This window comes from Chryseobacterium sp. SORGH_AS_0447 (assembly GCF_030818695.1).
In the GTDB taxonomy this organism is placed as follows: domain Bacteria; phylum Bacteroidota; class Bacteroidia; order Flavobacteriales; family Weeksellaceae; genus Chryseobacterium.
Map to the genome: position 1 here is coordinate 3,503,277 of NZ_JAUTAR010000001.1, position 17,251 is coordinate 3,520,527.

Genomic DNA, 17,251 nt, shown 5'->3' on the forward strand with positions numbered 1-17,251 from the left:
GTTAGTGTTTTATTTTTTTGTTTATCTTTGCCTTCTATGGAAAATACACTTCACGAAAAAGTTTCTCAGGATATTTTGCTAAAGGCTTACAATCACATGATGCTTGCCAAAGCGATGGCAGATATCTACGAAGAAAACAGAAATGTTACCAAATACGTCCACAGTACTTCAAGAGGGCATGAAGCCATCCAGCTGGCCACCGCCTATCAGCTTAAAAAGGAAGACTGGGTATCTCCTTATTACAGAGACGAAAGTATTCTGCTGGGAATCGGTTTCGAGCCGTATCAGCTTATGCTGCAGCTGTTGGCAAAAGCTGACGATCCTTTTTCAGGAGGAAGATCCTATTATGCCCACCCTTCAAGCAGGGACGAAGACAAACCGAAAATCATCCATCAAAGTTCGGCAACGGGAATGCAGACGATCCCAACCGCAGGGGTTGCCCAGGGGATCAAATATATCCAGGATTTTAATTTACAGCAGTTTGAAAACAATCCGGTAGTTGTCTGCAGCCTTGGTGACAATTCCGTAACGGAAGGTGAAGTGAGTGAAGCACTTCAGTTTTCCGCATTGCACCAGCTTCCGATTATTTTCCTGGTACAGGACAATGAATGGGGTATTTCCGTAACCAAAGATGAAGCAAGAACCTGCGATGCCTATGAATTTGTAGCAGGATTCACCGGATTAAGCAGAATGCGAGTAGACGGAACCGATTTCATTGAAAGCTTTGAGGTGATGAAAAAAGCGGTGGATTTTGTACGTACCGAAAGAAAACCGTTGGTTGTATGTGCCAAAACCGTACTGATCGGTCACCATACTTCAGGAGTGAGAAGAGAATTCTACCGGGATGAAGAGGATTTGACCAAACACCGTGCTAAGGATCCGGGAGAAATCCTCAGAAACCATCTGATTGAATCTGGAGTTGACGAAGAATTATTAAAACAGATTACCAAAAAAGCCCGTCTTGAAGCGGAAGAAGCTTTTGAAAAGGCTAAGAAAGCAGAAGATCCAAAGCCTGAAACGGTGATGGAGCATGTTTTTGCACCGACACCAATAACCGAAGAAACAGGAACCCGCGAACCTCAGGGCGGAGAGAAAATCGTAATGGTAGATGCTGCCATTCATGCCATTCAGGAGCTGATGTGGAAACATCCGGAAGCTTTGCTGTACGGGCAGGACGTCGGCGAAAGAATCGGCGGGGTTTTCCGTGAAACAGTAACGCTGGGAAAGAAGTTCGGAAGCAAAAGGGTTTTCAATACGGCGATCCAGGAAGCCTACATCATCGGCTCTACAACAGGGATGAGTGCCGTTGGGCTAAAACCGATTGTGGAAGTACAGTTTGCCGATTATATTTATCCGGGAATCAACCAGCTGATTACGGAGATTTCAAAATCAAGTTATCTGAGCCAGGGGAAATTCCCTGTGAGCAATATCATCCGTGTTCCGATCGGAGCTTACGGCGGCGGCGGACCTTACCACAGCGGAAGCGTGGAAAGCATCTTAGCCAATATCAAAGGGATTAAAATCGCCTATCCAAGCAATGCAGCCGATTTTAAGGGCTTATTGAAAGCAGCTTATTATGATCCGAACCCGGTGATCATGCTGGAGCATAAAGGTCTCTACTGGAGCAAAGTTCCGGGAACCGAAGATGCTAAAACCATCGAACCGGCAGAAGATTATATCCTGCCTTTCGGAAAAGGAAAAGTTATTATCGAGGCGGAGAAAGATGAAACCGAAAAAGGAAGGACCATATTGGTCGTGACCTACGGAATGGGCGTGTACTGGGCAAAAGAAGCCGTGAAAAACTTTAATGGAAGAGTTGAAGTCATCGATCTGAGAACATTAATTCCTTTGGATGAAGAATTGGTTTTCGAGCGGGTAAAAGCCCACGGGAAATGTATTGTCCTAACGGAAGAGCAGCTGAACAATTCTTTTGCAGAAGCTTTCGCCCATCGGATTTCTAAAAACTGTTTCCGCTACCTTGACGCTCCGGTAGAAACTATGGGATCGCTGGATGTTCCGGCAGTGCCCATCAATCTGGTGCTGGAAAAGGAAATGCTGCCGAACGCAGAAAAGCTGAGCGCAAAAATAGAAGAAATGATGAACTATTAATTCAGATAAAAATAATGCAACCTCCGAATCCGGAGGTTTTTTTGTACCCGGCTTTTAGCTATATGTAAAAGTAAGCTGCAGACAGTGATGTTAAAAGGAAAACTTCCTGCCTATCCTATTCCCTATTCCAATTTGTCAACCCAAATTCTATCGCAGAATTATTAAATAAAATCAATCTATAACTCTGCACCTACCACAAAAACATGGTATCTATTTTGCTTATTGTTTCGCTAGTTTACAGCTTATGATTACAACAAAATACGTCAACTACAAGCAGATTCTCAATTTATCAGGATTCCACATGATTTTGATTTCGGCCTGGTGTACACTGATTGCCATTCTTTTTCACTTTTTTCACTGGGACTGGATGATTATTCCCTGGGTTCCCGTAGCGCTGATCGGTACTGCTGAGGCTTTTTTGGTAGGTTTTAAAAACAACCAGGCCTACGACAGATTATGGGAAGCAAGAAAGATATGGGGCGGAATCGTTAATTCCAGCAGGATGCTCGGATCTATGGTGTACGCGTTTCAAACGGACAATGAAGAAATAGGAAAATTTAATTTGGAAGACCGCCGTAAGAAAATCGTATGCCGCCATATTGCATGGTTGTATCAGTTGCGTGAACAGCTTTTGATTCCTACCGAATGGGAACACATTAAAGTGGAAGAAGATCAGTTTAAAAATATCGATCATAAACGAAACCGGCTGATTAAAGCAGGATTTCCGGATTACGGAAGAACACCCATTTTTCTCAATAAATATTTATCTGAAGAAGAAGTAAGCTTACAGTCCCATTACAAGAATTTTGCAACTTATCTGATAGCCCAGCAGTCAAAAGATGTAAATGAGCTTAAGAATATGAATGTTATTTCAGATTTCAATCAGAAGCAGCTGCAGGATTGTCTGAATGAATTTTACACCCTTCAGGGACAGGCCGAAAGAATTAAGAAGTTTCCGTTGCCCAGACAGTTTGCGAGTACGGCTTTTGTTTTCAATATCATCTTTATCATGCTGCTTCCTTTAGGTTTAGTTAGTGAATTTGCTAAACTGGGAGATTGGGGAATCTGGGCATCCATCCCGTTCTGTATTACCATCGGCTGGATCTATATTATTATGGAACTGGTGGGCGATTACTCGGAAAACCCTTTTGAAGGGCTTATGTTCGATATCCCGATGCTTTCAATCTGCCGTACCATCGAAATCGATCTTCTGCAAATGACGGGAGAAACAGAGCTGCCGGATCCGATTGCTTCGAAAAACGGAGTTTTAGTTTAAATTTAATTTAATAATATTATCTTAAAACCATTGAGATTTCAGTAATCTTAATGGTTTTATAGTTTTTTAGCCGCTAAATATCTAAAATTAAATCCTGACCGCATTACAATATAATAGCCGTAGTATTTTTTACTTCAGAGATCATAAACGAGCTATGGGTACTCGCAATATGCTGCAAAGTAGTAAGTTTGGAAAGCATAAAATTGCGGTAATCTTCCATATCTTTTACACCGATTTTTAAAATATAATCGTAATCTCCGCTCACGTGAAAACACTCGGTGACTTCCTGCAGGTTCATGACTTCTTTTTCAAATTGGAGAACGTATTCCTTTTTATGCTGGGTGAGTTTGATATGGCAGAGCACAATAAAATCTTTGTTGATTTTATGCCGGTCCAACAAGGCTACGTATCTGGAAATCACCCCTGTATTTTCCATTTTTCTGATGCGTTCATACACTGCGGTAACCGACAATCCGAGCTTGTGGGACAGCTCTTTGGTGGTCTGTTTGGCATCTTCCTGCAAAAAAAGAAGCAATTTTTTATCGGTTTCATCAAAATTCATAGATGATTTTTTGGTAATTTTTTATTTAAATCAAATATAATAAACTTTTTTTCTATCAATTTAAATATAAATAGATTTATATTCTAATAATTCAAAATTATATTGTAATAATTCCAGAGGTTGATCATATTTACAGCATAAAATCGATGCGATATGAAAGACTTTAATGCCGCCAATGAAATCCAGGACTTGCAGTATTTCGGAGAATTCGGAGGAGTGAATCCTTCTATTTCAGACAGTTCGACTTATACCTTCCTGTCTGCCAAAACAATGTTTGATACTTTCGAAGGAAATGCCGAAGGATGTTATCTGTACTCCAGGCACTCTTCCCCGATGAACCTGTATCTTTCTCAGGCACTGGCAAAACTTGAAAATACCGAAGCAGCCAACGTCACCGCTTCAGGAATGGGAGCCATTACTTCGGTACTGATGCAGGTCTGCAAAAGCGGCGACCATATTGTTTCGAGCCGGACGATTTATGGAGGAACCTACGCTTTCCTGAAAAACTTTTTGCCGCCTTTCAGCATCAATACCACATTTGTCGACATCAGCAATTTTGAGTCTGTAGAAAACGCTATTAACGAAAACACCAAAATTATATATTGTGAGAGTGTAAGCAACCCGCTTCTGGAAGTTGCTGATCTGAGAAAATTATCCGAAATCTGTAAAAGGTACAACCTGAAACTGATTGTAGACAATACATTTTCCCCACTTTCCATTTCTCCCAAATTGCTTGGTGCAGACATCGTGATTCATTCCCTGACGAAATTCATCAACGGAAGCAGCGATACGGTAGGCGGCGTGTACTGCGGAACCCAGGAATTTATCAACGATACCAAAAATGTAAACAGCGGCGCCTGTATGCTGCTGGGCCCCACTATGGACAGCTTCCGTTCGGCAAGTATCCTGAAAAACCTGAGGACGCTCCATATCCGGATGAAGCAACATAGCTACAATGCGATGTATCTGGCAAGAAAATTTGAGGAAGACGGACTGCGGGTCGTATATCCCGGCCTGAAATCCCATAAAAACCACGAACTCATGAAAAGCATGATGCACGAGGAATACGGGTTTGGCGGACTATTGACTTTGGATGCGGGAGCTACGGAAAAAGCCAACGAACTGATGGAACTGATGCAGCAGGAAAACCTGGGCTATCTTGCCGTAAGCTTGGGCTTTTATAAAACCTTATTCTCCTGCTCCGGAAGCTCTACCTCCTCCGAAATTCCGGAAGAAGAACGGGCAGCCATGGGAATTTCCGACGGACTGATCCGGTTCTCTATAGGACTCGACCACGATATCGAACGAACTTACGAAAAAATGAGAGAATGCATGCTGAAAACAGGTGTTCTCAACCATGAGACCATCTCCATATCCTAACTATTGTAAAAAGCTGTTGTTGATTCGACAGCTTTTGTTTTTTAGATCTGAACACGGAGTGCACTAAGTTTTTTGGGATACTGACTGTTTTTGAGGTTCACAAAACCGTTTCACTTAAAGAAGCCTAAATGAGTTTCAACGCAGTCTAAATTTTAAAATGAAATAATTAAGTTGTTTTTAAAATTGGCAAAATCATTTGAAAATAAACGATCAATTTTTATGGAAATGGCTTGGGAAAGCCTCTTCCGGCTTCATTTTGAAAATATTAAGCAGCACCCATGATTTCAAAAACCCGTAACCATACGAAAACATCTGGATATAGGTGGCAATAACGGCCATTCCGGTGATGCTGATGTTTTTGGTAACCAGTAAAGCATGGAAGACAACCATAAACGTATAAAGCCCGTAAAATGCCAGGATGATGCCTTTCCCCATGATGAAATATTCCAAAAAGCCCATGATATATCCGATCAGGAATAAAGTGGGGAATGCGAAAGAAATTTTCACATAATTTGGATGCCGCTGGTTAAGGATCGGACGGGCACAGCCAAACTGATAAACCTGTTTTGAAAACTTTCCGAAATCTACCCTGCGCTTATGATATACCGCAATATCATCAAAGAAAGCCGTGGTAAAACCGTTTTCCCAAAGGGTCATGGATAAATCCGGATCCTCGCCGATGCGCATTTCGGAAAATCCACCTACTTTTTCAAATACTTCTTTTTTAACACCCATATTGAAGCTTCTCGGCTGAAATTTTGAAACCGCTTTTTTATTCCCCCGGATTCCGCCTGTGGTAAAAACTGAGGTCATGGAATAGGAAATGGCTTTCTGCATCAAGTTAAATCCTTTATGCGCCTTATCCGCACCTCCAAAAGCATCGCACGGAATTTCGAGGATGTCTTTTTTAATATTTTCAATATAATCCTTCTCAACGATCACATCGCTGTCCACAAAAACCAGCCATTCGTTTTCGGCTCTCCCGGAACCGTAATTTCTCGATAAACCGGGACCCGAATTGTCTTTCCTAAAATATTTAATCTTTAAAAATTCTGTAAAATTTTCAACAGTAGGTTTCAGATCGATCATGGAGCCGTCATCTACAATAATGATCTCAAATTCCCTGTCTGTCTGTGCAGTAAGAGAATTCAGCAGTTCAAAAAGTTCGTCCCGACGGTTAAAAATGGCAACAACAATGGAAATGGTAGGCTTCAAATCTGAAAATTTTTCAAAATTACTTATTAAAGGGAGAATGCGCAAAGCATTTATGATAATTTATAAACAGGAAATTTCTTCAGATCGTATCCAATGTGAAAATTATTAGATAGTAATTGGTTTTGAATTTAGAACTCCTGTTAATTTCGGCTGAACTAAAATATACGCACTGTCAGGCTGAGGCTCTCGAAGCCTTTACTGACGGACGCAAAGATCCTTCTAGAGCCTCAGGATGACACAACGCAAATACGATCTGAATTATATTATGTTGAAATAAAATAACATTTGAATTCAAACCAAAATGTACATACGCACTGTCAGGCTGAGGATCGCGAAGCCTTTACTGACGACGCACAAAGATCCTTCGAGAACCTCAGGATGACATAACGCTAATACTATCTGAATTATATGCTGTTGAAATAAAATAGCATTTTGACTCAAACAAAAATGCATGTGTGAAACTATTAGGCTGAGGCTCGAAGCCTATCCGAAGCAAGTGACCTTCAGAAAATCATCTTTATTTCTTCCACACATCACTTTGCTGACATCAAATTGAAAGATGTATACATTTAATAAAAAACCTCCCGCAATGCGAAAGGTTTGTATTATAATTAATTTTCCAGCTTATGCACTTTTTTCGTGCCTTCATACATTTCGTACTGTAAAAACCGGGTTTCCAGTTTCCCGTTGAAAAGCTTGATCTTTCTCGACGGGCGGAGACCGATTTTCTTCACCGCCTCCAGGTCGGATGAGATCAGCCAGGCTAATGTATTCGGGTAATGGGTTTTAAAAGTATCCCCTATTTTCTTGTAGAAATCATCATCATTAATGGAGATTCTCTCATCATATGGCGGGTTGAATACCATCAGCAACGGGAAAAGTTCTTTTTTGGAATCGAAGAAATTCTGCTTTTTCACTTCGATCACGTCTTCCATTTCAGCAGCCTCAATATTCATTCGGGCAGCATTCAGCATACGGGCATCAATGTCGTATCCGACAATCTTTCCGGTGAATTCTTTTACCCGGTTGATGCGGAATTCCTTGATTTTCTTGAACAGGTCGGCATCATAATTTTTCCAGTTCTGAAATGCAAATCCTCTTCTGAAAATCTGGGCCGGCAGATCCAGGGCAATCATGGCTGCCTCGATAAGAAGGGTTCCCGAACCGCACATCGGATCAAGGAAGTTTCCTTTCCCGTCCCATCCTGCCAATTGCAGCATACCGCTGGCCAGTACTTCGTTAATCGGCGCTTCCCCCTGTTCCCTGCGATATCCTCTTTTAAATAAAGGATCGCCTGAAGAATCCAATGAAATGGTAATCAGTTCACGGTCGATATGAAGGTGGAATTTGATATCCGGATTCCTAGTCTCCACATTTGGACGCCTTTTGAATTTATCCTGAAAATAATCCACGATCGCATCTTTCATCTTTAGGGTCACAAACTGCGAATGTTTGAATGTTTCAGAGTTTACCGTAGCGTCAATCGCAAACGACTGGTCCACGTCCATAAATTCTTCCCAGTTGAATTTAAAAAGACGGTCATAAAACTGATGCTGGTTGAAAGCCTTAAATTCATGGATCGGAACCAAAATTTTCAGTGCGGTCCTGGCAGAATAATTAATTTTATATAAAAAGCCCAAATCGCCCTCACAATTTACGGCACGGTTTTTCATTTCCACCTTTCGCCCGCCCAGCTTTTTGATTTCTTCGGCAAGAATCTGCTCCAATCCGAAGAATGTTTTTATCTGGATCTGTATATTTTCTGTATTCATGATGCAAAAATACAATTTTAGTTGTTGGTTATCAGCTTACCGATGAGAGAAATCGCTGCAAGCTTTGAAAACCGTGGGTTAACCGCTATGGACAGTCGGCCAAAAAACACTATTTTTGCAGCATGGAATGGTTTGAATCTTGGTTTGATACCCCTTATTATCATCTGCTGTACAGCAATAGAGACTACACGGAAGCAGAAAACTTCATCACGAAGCTTACATCGGATCTGCAGCTTCCTCCAAATTCCAGGATCATCGATCTGGCCTGCGGCAAAGGAAGGCACTCTGTTTTTCTCAATAAACTTGGATATGATGTTTTGGGACTGGATCTTTCCAGGCAAAGCATCGAATTCGACAAGCAGTTTGAAAACCAGACCCTGCTTTTTGATGTGCATGACATGAGAAACCCGATTGATGCCGATCCTATGGATGCGGTTTTCAACCTGTTTACAAGCTTTGGGTATTTTGATAATGAAAATGATGATAAAAAAGTATTCCAGTCGGTTTATAATGTATTAAAACCTGGTGGTTTTTTTGTGCTGGATTACCTGAATGAGGAATTTGTACGAAAAAGTATCGTTCCGGAGTCTACCGTTACCCGCGGAAATATCGAATTTAAAATCCTGAAGAAAATAGAAGGACGCCATATCGTAAAAGATATCAGGTTCGAAGCAGACGGTAAGCCTTTTCATTTCTTCGAAAAGGTAAAGCTGCATACGCTGGAAGCGATCAATTCATACGCTACGGATTGCGGTTTTGAAAGAATAAAAATCTGGGGCGACTATCAGCTCAACGGGTTTAATAAGGAAACTTCAGCCCGTTGCATTAATCTATTCAGAAAAAAATCATGATTACGGTACTTTTACTGATCGCCAGTGTGATTGCAGGGGTATTTCTGGGAAAGTATTTCGGTAAAAAAGAAAAACTGGCCAAAAATTTACTCATCCTGAGTGCCGGCTTTCTGATTACAGTCTGCCTAAACGAAGTATTTCCTCAGGTTTATACTTCCGGAACGGGCAAGAGCTTAGGAATTTTTGTGATCGGCGGTGTCCTGTTACAGATGATTCTTGAAGCTTTAACAAAAGGTTTTGAGCACGGCCATTTCCATCATCACAGCGAGCATAACATTTTGCCGGTGGCCTTGATGGTGGGACTTTTCATTCATGCTTTTATCGAAGGGATCCCTTTAGCCAATGAAGAGCATGATTTTTCCCCTTATCTGTTGGGAATTGTTTTTCATAATTTGCCGATATCATTTATCCTGGGTGCTTTTCTTTTTAACAGAACTCATAAACCGAAATCTGTTCCTTCATATCCTTCCCTGCTGATCGTTGCTTTATTTGCTTTAGCTTCACCGATGGGTATGCTGCTGGGAAATTATTTCAACCCGGATCTGCAGCCGTATTTCCTGGCGATTGTCGGTGGGATTTTCCTGCATATATCTTCGGTAATTATTTTTGAAAGCAATAAGAACCATAACATCGACTGGGTAAAGATTGGACTGGTTATCTTAGGGGTTTCCCTAGCACTTATCATGCATTTGTTCCACACTCATCCATAGATTTGACAATATTATTTATTTAACAATAAAGCATAAAAAAGGCTCTGATTTTACTCAGAGCCTTTTTTTATATTCAGAATGATCTTTTATATTAGAATTTCCATCCAAAAGTAAGGAAGAAATTATTTCTGATATTCTTCACGTCTGATACCGCATAAGCATCGCTGGAGATCAAACGGTTTGGAGAGTAATATCCTGCTTCATAATTACTGTCTACATTACCGTATAAGAACGGATTACTGTATTTGGAAGATATATTCTGATAAGACGCATCGATATAGAATGATCTGAAATCATATCCCAAACCAAAAGATAAAGCATTTCTGTCATTTAAGATCAGGTTGCTGTAAGACTGGTTTTCGGAAACACTTCCGTCATTATTATATCTGTCGATTGTCAGCGCATCGAAAGGGCTGGATGCATATGAATATCCTCCTCTCAATCTAAACTGCTTGATTCTGTACTCTGCACCGATCTTTAATTCGGATAAGTTTTTATAATTATCCTTAAAGAAGTCGTTCATTTCGGTTTCAGCATCTCCGTACACTTTGTATTTCGGCTTTGTCAGACCCAATGTGTAATCTACGTTTAAAGCAAAGCTTTTGCTGGCAATAAATGCCGCACTTACCGTAGCTTTCATCGGAGTGGTCAGCCTTCTGTTTTCAGCAGCAAAATCATCTCCTGTGATCGGATCGTTGTAATAATTGTAACCTCTGTCGATATTCCAGAAAGTCGGAGTTTCCAACGCTGCCCCTAATCTGAAGTTCGAGCTTAGTTTTCCGATAACCCCTAAGGAAGCAGAAAAACCGTTTGCTTTTTCAGTAAATGGCGTATTCTGCTTACTGAAGTACTCGGAATTTCCATTAGACAGAGAGTTGAAGATTGCCGTATCCGACTGGTCAACAGATGAATTTAAAAAATTCAATCCGGCTCCCAGGTATAAATTATTGTTATAGTTTGCTCCTACCCCGAAACTTGTTTTGGATAAATACCCGTAACGGTCATAAGCATGTCTTCCGAATGACGAACTTCCGCCATCAGGAAAATCATAAACCAGGTTATTATTTCCGGGAGTTTCTATATAGTTTTCTACAGACTGATTGGAATAATTTACCCCGATATTAATAAATTTCCATGCACTTTCAGTCATCAGCTGAAATGTCATTACTGCTCCCAAATTCCCCAGGTCTCCTTTATTGATGCTGTATCCGTAAGACGAACCTGCATAAGACGAAGTATTCTTATTGTTGGTAAGAGAAAGCGTTCCTGAAATCTCTCCCGAAATAGCGACTCCCAAACCTGCCGGGTTGGTCAGAAGCGAATTGGCATCGCCTCCTAAGGCTCCGTTGGAACCACCCATTGCGTTAAACTTAGCAGAACCTACATTCGGTGCATTGGAGTATACATCCACCGTATTTCTAATTATAGAGACATCCTGAGCCTGCGCAAAAAATGCGGCAGAGATGCTCATTATTGCTAAAGATTTTTTTAACATTATTTTTTTGAATAGTTATAATTTTAATTATCTGCCACCTCGGAAGCCTCCGCCTCCACCGCCACCGGATCTGAAGCCGCCACCGCCGCTTCCACCACCGAAGCCACCGCCTCCTGATCTGAAGCCGCCGCCGCTGTTGGAATTGTTGAATCCGCCGTTGTTTCGGAATCCGCCGTCATATCGAGGCTGAGATTGCTGTGGATAATTGTAGCTTGGTCTTGGCTGACCCTGGTTACGGAAACCTCCCTGAGGTCTCATCCCGCTTTGGCCGTTTCTAAATCCACCATTGGCATTTCCTTGTCTGAATCCTCCGCTGTTACCTCTGAATCCACCATTGTTCATATTGGATCCGGAATTTCTGAAACCTCCCGTGTTGGTATTGCTTCTTCTCATTCCTCCGGAAGTCACGCCGTATTTATTGCCAAAGCTTCCGTTGTAGGTATTAAATCCTCTTCCGTTAGCGCCGCTTCTTCTATAGTTCGGTGCATAGTAGCCTCCGCCCCAATAGCTTCCGTAGCCCCATCCGTATGGAGAACCCCATCCCCAGTATGGGTTATAAGCGCCGTACCAGCCGCCCCAAGGGTATCCCCAGCCGGCATTCCATCCGCCCCAACCCCAGGAACCACCCCAGCCCCAGGAAAGGCCAAGTCCCCAGCCGTAACCGCCATAGCCGCCCCATCCCCAGTAAGGGTTATAGCCGCCGTACATACCGCCCCAACCCCAAGGACCTCCCCAGCCCCAGGAATTGTCGTAGTAATTCGTCTGGCTTCCGGCATAGCTGCCCCAATCTGAATCGGTAGCTGTACTGTTCCATGCGTAATTGTTCCATGCGTCATATTTTCCTTCTCTGGAATTCATTTCTGCATTCTGAACCACATTGGTATCATCCTGATAATAGTTATAATCTTCCCCTACCCTGTTTCCTCTGTCATTGATAATTACGCCTTCAGGAAGCGTGTCTTTATTCGGGTCGTAGTAAACGCCGTCGGTCTCGCTGTAGCCTCCCATCTGGGCGCCGCAGGACATGAGAATCAATCCGCCGGCAATGCTAAGAATCCCTTTGGATTTTAGCACGCCAAGCAAATTTTTATGTATATTTTTTTTCATGATAACGTAAAGATTTTTAATTTAAATTATATTTGCAATCTGTACCAAAAATGTACCATGAGCACCGGTACAAAAATCTATCAAAAATAGATTTTTATTTTTAGATAACAATAATTGGAATAAGTTAAAAATATTAAAAAAAAATTAATGGCAAAATTAACCTCAAGAAGCGAAGATTACAGCAAATGGTATAATGAGTTGGTGGTAAAAGCCGACTTAGCTGAAAACTCAGGAGTGCGAGGGTGTATGGTGATTAAACCGTACGGCTATGCAATCTGGGAGAAAATGCGTGACGAAATGGATAAGAAATTCAAAGAAACAGGTCACGTAAATGCTTATTTCCCGCTGTTTGTGCCCAAAAGCTTGTTTGAGGCTGAAGAAAAAAATGCAGAAGGTTTTGCCAAAGAATGCGCCGTAGTTACCCACTACCGTTTAAAAACCGACCCGGATAATCCGTCTAAATTAATCGTGGACCCGGATGCAAAACTGGAGGAGGAACTTATTGTACGTCCTACTTCTGAAGCGATCATCTGGAATACCTATAAAAACTGGATTCAATCATACAGGGATCTTCCCATCCTGATCAACCAATGGGCCAATGTGGTGCGTTGGGAAATGAGGACCCGTCTTTTCCTGAGAACTGCAGAATTTTTATGGCAGGAAGGCCATACGGCACACGCTACGAAGGATGAGGCCGTAGAAGAAGCCGAGAAGATGAATAAGGTATATGCCGATTTTGCCGAAAACTTTATGGCGATGCCGGTAATCCAGGGATTGAAAACCCCTTCGGAAAGATTTGCAGGAGCTGATGAAACATATTGTATTGAAGCTTTGATGCAGGACGGGAAAGCTTTACAGGCGGGAACTTCCCACTTCCTCGGACAGAATTTCGCAAAGGCCTTCGACGTTAAATTCACCAACAAAGAAGGAAAAATCGAGCATGCGTGGGCTACATCATGGGGAACCTCAACCCGTCTGATGGGGGCTTTGATTATGACCCATTCCGATGATTTTGGATTGGTACTTCCTCCAACGCTGGCTCCGATCCAGGTAGTGATTGTTCCTATTTTCAAAGGCGAAGAGCAGCTGGCACAGATCAGCGAGGTAGCACTGGATATCCAGGCCAAATTGAGAGCAAAAGGAATTTCCGTGAAATTTGATGACGACACCCAGAACAAACCGGGATGGAAGTTTGCAGAATATGAACTGAAAGGGGTACCGGTAAGAATTGCGATGGGTCCTAGAGACCTGGAGAACAAATCTGTGGAAATTGCCAGAAGGGATAATTTAACGAAAGAAGTACGCGCGATTGAAGGTATTGATTCCTATATTGAAGAATTACTTCAAACCATCCAGAAAGATATTTATACCAAAGCTTTTGAATTCAGAAAAAACAACATTACCAAAGTAGATACCTACGAAGAATTCAAAAAGGTACTGGAAGAAAAAGGCGGGTTTATCTATGCCCACTGGGACGGAACTGCTGAAGAAGAAGAGCAGATTAAAGATGAAACCAAAGCAACCATAAGATGTATCCCTCTGGATGATGATATTGAAGAAGGCATCTCCCTGATTTCCGGAAAGCCATCCCAGAGAAGGGTTTTGTTTGCAAAAGCTTACTAATAATAATGATTGATGATCGATAAATGATGATTGATAAATTATCATGACAAAAAAACCAGCGTTTACTAATTAAACTGCTTAAATAATGAATCTGCAAAAATTCCGGGAATTTTTGCAGATTTTTTTTGTGGGAGGTATTTGGACTATTTTTTGTTACCATTACTACCAACATTAATCTCAAAATATTTTATTATGTCTTTAAACGTTATTGATCTAATTAAAGGGCAGTTGGGCCCGGCACTGGTATCCCAGACGGCCGCTCAGCTCGGAGAAAGTGAAAGCTCAGTCTCCAAAGCAATCCAGGGTCTCTTACCGGCAGTAGTCGGCGGTTTGGCAAACAATGCCGATAATCCTGAAGTATTGGATACGATTTCAAATGCATCTTCCAGCGGGATCTTAGGAAACCTTTTGGGAGGCTCGTCCAACGATTCTGCTATTTCGCGGTTGTTATCGGTTCTTTTTGGCGACAGACTGAATGGACTGATCGAAACCATCGCCGGATATGCAGGAATCAGCAATAATTCATCCAGCTCACTGCTGAATATGGTTACCGGTGCTACGGTAGGATCTTTAGGAAAGTATGCCGCAGACAATAATCTCGATCATGCCGGAATTTCAAACTTGCTGAATGACCAGAAAGGAATTGTTTCCACCTTACTGCCTGCCGGTCTTTCTTTAGCCGCATTAAATGAAAGCGGAGACTGGGATGCCAGATATAAATTTGACAATGACAAAGATGCGATAAAGATGCCGGCTCAGGAAGAACCGAAATCCGTAGAACCTAAAATTGAGGTAACGAGAAGTACGGCTCCCGAAGGGACATTCCCGGACAGGCCAACCCATACCGACAGCGGTTCCATCTGGAAATGGCTGCTACCTCTTCTTCTTTTACTAGCTGTAGGGTTTTTCGTTTGGAAACAATGCGATAAAAAAGAAACCACTACCACAACCACAGTAAACGATTCAGGAAATGTCGTAACTGATACCACCGTTGCAACCACTGCAGTAACAACCGATACGGCAGGAATGGCAGCAACTACAAAGGTTGATGAAGACATTGACCTTAACGGTACTGCATTAAAAGGCTACAAAGGCGGAATGGAAGACCAGATGATTGCCTTCCTTAAATCCGGAGGCTATCAAAGTGCTGCAGATGATAATGCCCTGAAGAATCAATGGTATAATTTTGACCATGTGAATTTCAAATTGGGAAGCGCTACCGAATTGGAAGCCGGTTCAGAAGGTCAGCTGCAAAACCTGGTAGCTATTCTTAAAGCTTATCCTGAAGCAAAAATAAAGATCGGAGGTTATACCGACAAAACAGGAAATGAAGCAACAAATTTAAAATTATCTGCCGACCGGGCCAATTTTATCAAGTCATGGCTTGGGAAAAACGGTGTAGGTTCACAGGTAACCGGAGCGGATGGATACGGAAGCCAGTTTGCGACCGTAGATGCCAAAGCTTCGGATGCAGAAAGAGCAATCGACAGAAAAATGGCAGTAAGATTCTCAAAATAATCTCTTATTCAATATGATATAAAATCCCGGAATATTTCGGGATTTTCTTTTGTTCTTTGTAGTATTCATTAATTTAATTATATTTGTTAGTCATTCCTAACATTTTTATGAGCTCGAATTTAAAAAACGCCTGGCGAAAAGATAAAACATCCCATTCCCTGTCAGAAGCCTATTCTTCGGTAAAAATCCCCAAAAATGCGAGTTTCTGGCGGAAATACCTTGCTTTTGCAGGACCTGGTCTAATGGTGGCCGTAGGATATATGGATCCCGGAAACTGGGCAACGGATATTGCAGGAGGGGCACAATTCGGCTATACATTATTATCCGTTATCCTGATTTCCAACATTTTTGCAATGGTATTGCAGCATCTCTCCGTAAAATTAGGCATTGTAGCGGAAAGAGATCTGGCACAGGCCTGCAGGGACCATTTCAGTCCAACAACGAATTTTATCCTCTGGATATTTTGTGAGATTGCTATTGCAGCCTGCGACCTTGCGGAAGTCATCGGATCTGCCATTGCCCTGAATCTCCTTTTTCATATTCCGCTGACCTGGGGAATCGTGATTACCACAGTGGATGTACTGTTCATACTTCTTCTTCAGTCGAAAGGTTTCCGCTGGATCGAAAGTATTGTCGGCGGATTGATCTTTATTATTCTTGCCTGTTTCATTTATGAACTGGTCATTTCTAAACCGGCCATTAATGAAATTCTGGGAGGCCTAGTTCCGCAAAAAGAGATTATTCAGAATCCGGCAATGCTGTATATAGCCATTGGAATCCTGGGAGCTACGGTGATGCCCCATAATTTATACCTTCACAGCAGCATTGTCCAGACAAGGGATTATTCGCGTGATACGGAAGGAAAAAAAGAAGCCATTAAATTCGCTACTCTGGACAGTACCGTTTCTCTGATGCTGGCCTTTTTTATAAACGGAGCAATACTAATCCTGGCAGCCGCCACCTTTCACATTACCGGAAATAAACACGTTGCCGATATTCATGACGCTTACAAGATGCTGACGCCAATTTTGGGAGCCTCAATGGCAAGTATTGTATTCGCCGTGGCTTTGCTGGCTTCCGGACAGAATTCTACCCTTACCGGAACCCTTGCCGGACAGATCGTCATGGAAGGATTTTTAAATATTAAATTGAAACCCTGGCTCAGACGTTTGATTACCCGATTGATTGCGGTAATCCCGGCCTTGATTGTTTCAATTCTATATGGTGAAAATGGTACTACGGAACTGCTGGTTCTGAGCCAGGTTATTCTATCGATGCAGCTGAGCTTTGCGGTAGTTCCCCTGGTGATGTTTACAAGCGATAAAGCCAAAATGGGTGAATTCGTCAACAAGCCTTTTTTAAAAATCTGTGTCTGGATCATTTCATTTATTATCATTATTCTGAACCTTTATCTTTTGTATCAGACGTTTTTCGGGGAAGGAGTTTAATGAGGATTGATAACTGCTGGTTGATGGTTGATTGTTAATAGTTATTGGTTTATGGTTGTTAGATAATCATTGAGAGTTTTTGGTTGAATTTATTTTGTTGACAGTTTTAATTTTTTTGAAATTAAATGGTGGATGTCACGAATCAATCATGATATTATGATCTCTATAGGAGTATGAATAATTGT

12 protein-coding genes and 1 pseudogene are annotated in these 17,251 nt (G+C 41.8%); 8 read left to right on the forward strand and 5 right to left on the reverse strand.

Annotation, left to right across the window (positions count from 1 at the left end):
• Positions 1-36 precede the first annotated feature (36 nt).
• Both QE422_RS15905 and QE422_RS15910 read left to right on the forward strand, forming a co-directional pair.
• Positions 37-2,109: a thiamine pyrophosphate-dependent enzyme gene (locus tag QE422_RS15905; RefSeq protein ID WP_307460500.1), complete on the forward strand. Its 2,073-nt coding sequence runs from the start codon at positions 37-39 to the stop codon at positions 2,107-2,109.
• Between the two features lie 244 nt (positions 2,110-2,353).
• Entirely contained in the window at positions 2,354-3,385 is a 1,032-nt protein-coding gene (locus tag QE422_RS15910; RefSeq protein ID WP_307460502.1) for a bestrophin family protein, read from the forward strand.
• Positions 3,386-3,488: 103 nt separating this feature from the next.
• Here the strand turns inward: QE422_RS15910 and QE422_RS15915 are convergent, their stop codons facing one another.
• On the reverse strand, positions 3,489-3,947 hold the full coding sequence (locus QE422_RS15915) for an Lrp/AsnC family transcriptional regulator (RefSeq protein WP_307460505.1): 459 nt from the start codon (positions 3,945-3,947) through the stop codon (positions 3,489-3,491).
• 153 nt (positions 3,948-4,100) lie between these two features.
• Between QE422_RS15915 and QE422_RS15920 the strand changes: the two genes are divergently transcribed.
• Positions 4,101-5,327, forward strand: coding sequence for an aminotransferase class I/II-fold pyridoxal phosphate-dependent enzyme (locus QE422_RS15920; protein ID WP_307460509.1), 1,227 nt, complete (start codon positions 4,101-4,103; stop codon positions 5,325-5,327).
• 210 nt (positions 5,328-5,537) lie between these two features.
• Here QE422_RS15920 and QE422_RS15925 read toward each other — a convergent pair whose 3' ends face one another.
• Entirely contained in the window at positions 5,538-6,542 is a 1,005-nt protein-coding gene (locus QE422_RS15925) for a glycosyltransferase family 2 protein (RefSeq protein ID WP_307460512.1), read from the reverse strand.
• Positions 6,543-7,153: 611 nt separating this feature from the next.
• A complete protein-coding gene (locus tag QE422_RS15930) occupies positions 7,154-8,314 on the reverse strand; it encodes a class I SAM-dependent RNA methyltransferase (RefSeq protein WP_307460514.1) in 1,161 nt (386 codons plus the stop codon).
• Between the two features lie 104 nt (positions 8,315-8,418).
• Between QE422_RS15930 and QE422_RS15935 the strand changes: the two are divergent.
• Together QE422_RS15935 and QE422_RS15940 are read left to right on the forward strand one after the other, a co-directional pair.
• Positions 8,419-9,165, forward strand: a pseudogene (locus QE422_RS15935) (cyclopropane-fatty-acyl-phospholipid synthase family protein); the annotation flags it as partial.
• On the forward strand, positions 9,165-9,875 hold the full coding sequence (locus QE422_RS15940) for a ZIP family metal transporter (protein WP_307462388.1): 711 nt from the start codon (positions 9,165-9,167) through the stop codon (positions 9,873-9,875). The pseudogene QE422_RS15935 and the gene QE422_RS15940, both read left to right, overlap by 1 nt.
• Positions 9,876-9,966: 91 nt before the next feature.
• Here the strand turns inward: QE422_RS15940 and QE422_RS15945 are convergent, their stop codons facing one another.
• Positions 9,967-11,346 (reverse strand): OmpP1/FadL family transporter, encoded by a 1,380-nt coding sequence (locus tag QE422_RS15945; RefSeq protein ID WP_307460519.1) that lies wholly within the window; start codon positions 11,344-11,346, stop codon positions 9,967-9,969.
• Between the two features lie 51 nt (positions 11,347-11,397).
• Positions 11,398-12,477, reverse strand: coding sequence for a prolyl-tRNA synthetase (locus QE422_RS15950; protein WP_307460522.1), 1,080 nt, complete (start codon positions 12,475-12,477; stop codon positions 11,398-11,400).
• A 147-nt stretch (positions 12,478-12,624) separates the two neighbouring features.
• Between QE422_RS15950 and proS the strand changes: the two genes are divergently transcribed.
• From proS to QE422_RS15965, 3 genes are all read left to right on the forward strand, one after another.
• A complete protein-coding gene (gene proS, locus QE422_RS15955; RefSeq protein WP_307460525.1) occupies positions 12,625-14,100 on the forward strand; it encodes a proline--tRNA ligase in 1,476 nt (491 codons plus the stop codon).
• Between the two features lie 192 nt (positions 14,101-14,292).
• Positions 14,293-15,618 carry an OmpA family protein gene (locus tag QE422_RS15960; RefSeq protein WP_307460528.1) on the forward strand — a complete coding sequence of 442 codons (1,326 nt, stop codon included), beginning with the start codon at positions 14,293-14,295 and terminating at the stop codon, positions 15,616-15,618.
• A gap of 107 nt (positions 15,619-15,725) precedes the next feature.
• On the forward strand, positions 15,726-17,066 hold the full coding sequence (locus QE422_RS15965) for an Nramp family divalent metal transporter (protein ID WP_307460531.1): 1,341 nt from the start codon (positions 15,726-15,728) through the stop codon (positions 17,064-17,066).
• Positions 17,067-17,251 lie beyond the last annotated feature (185 nt).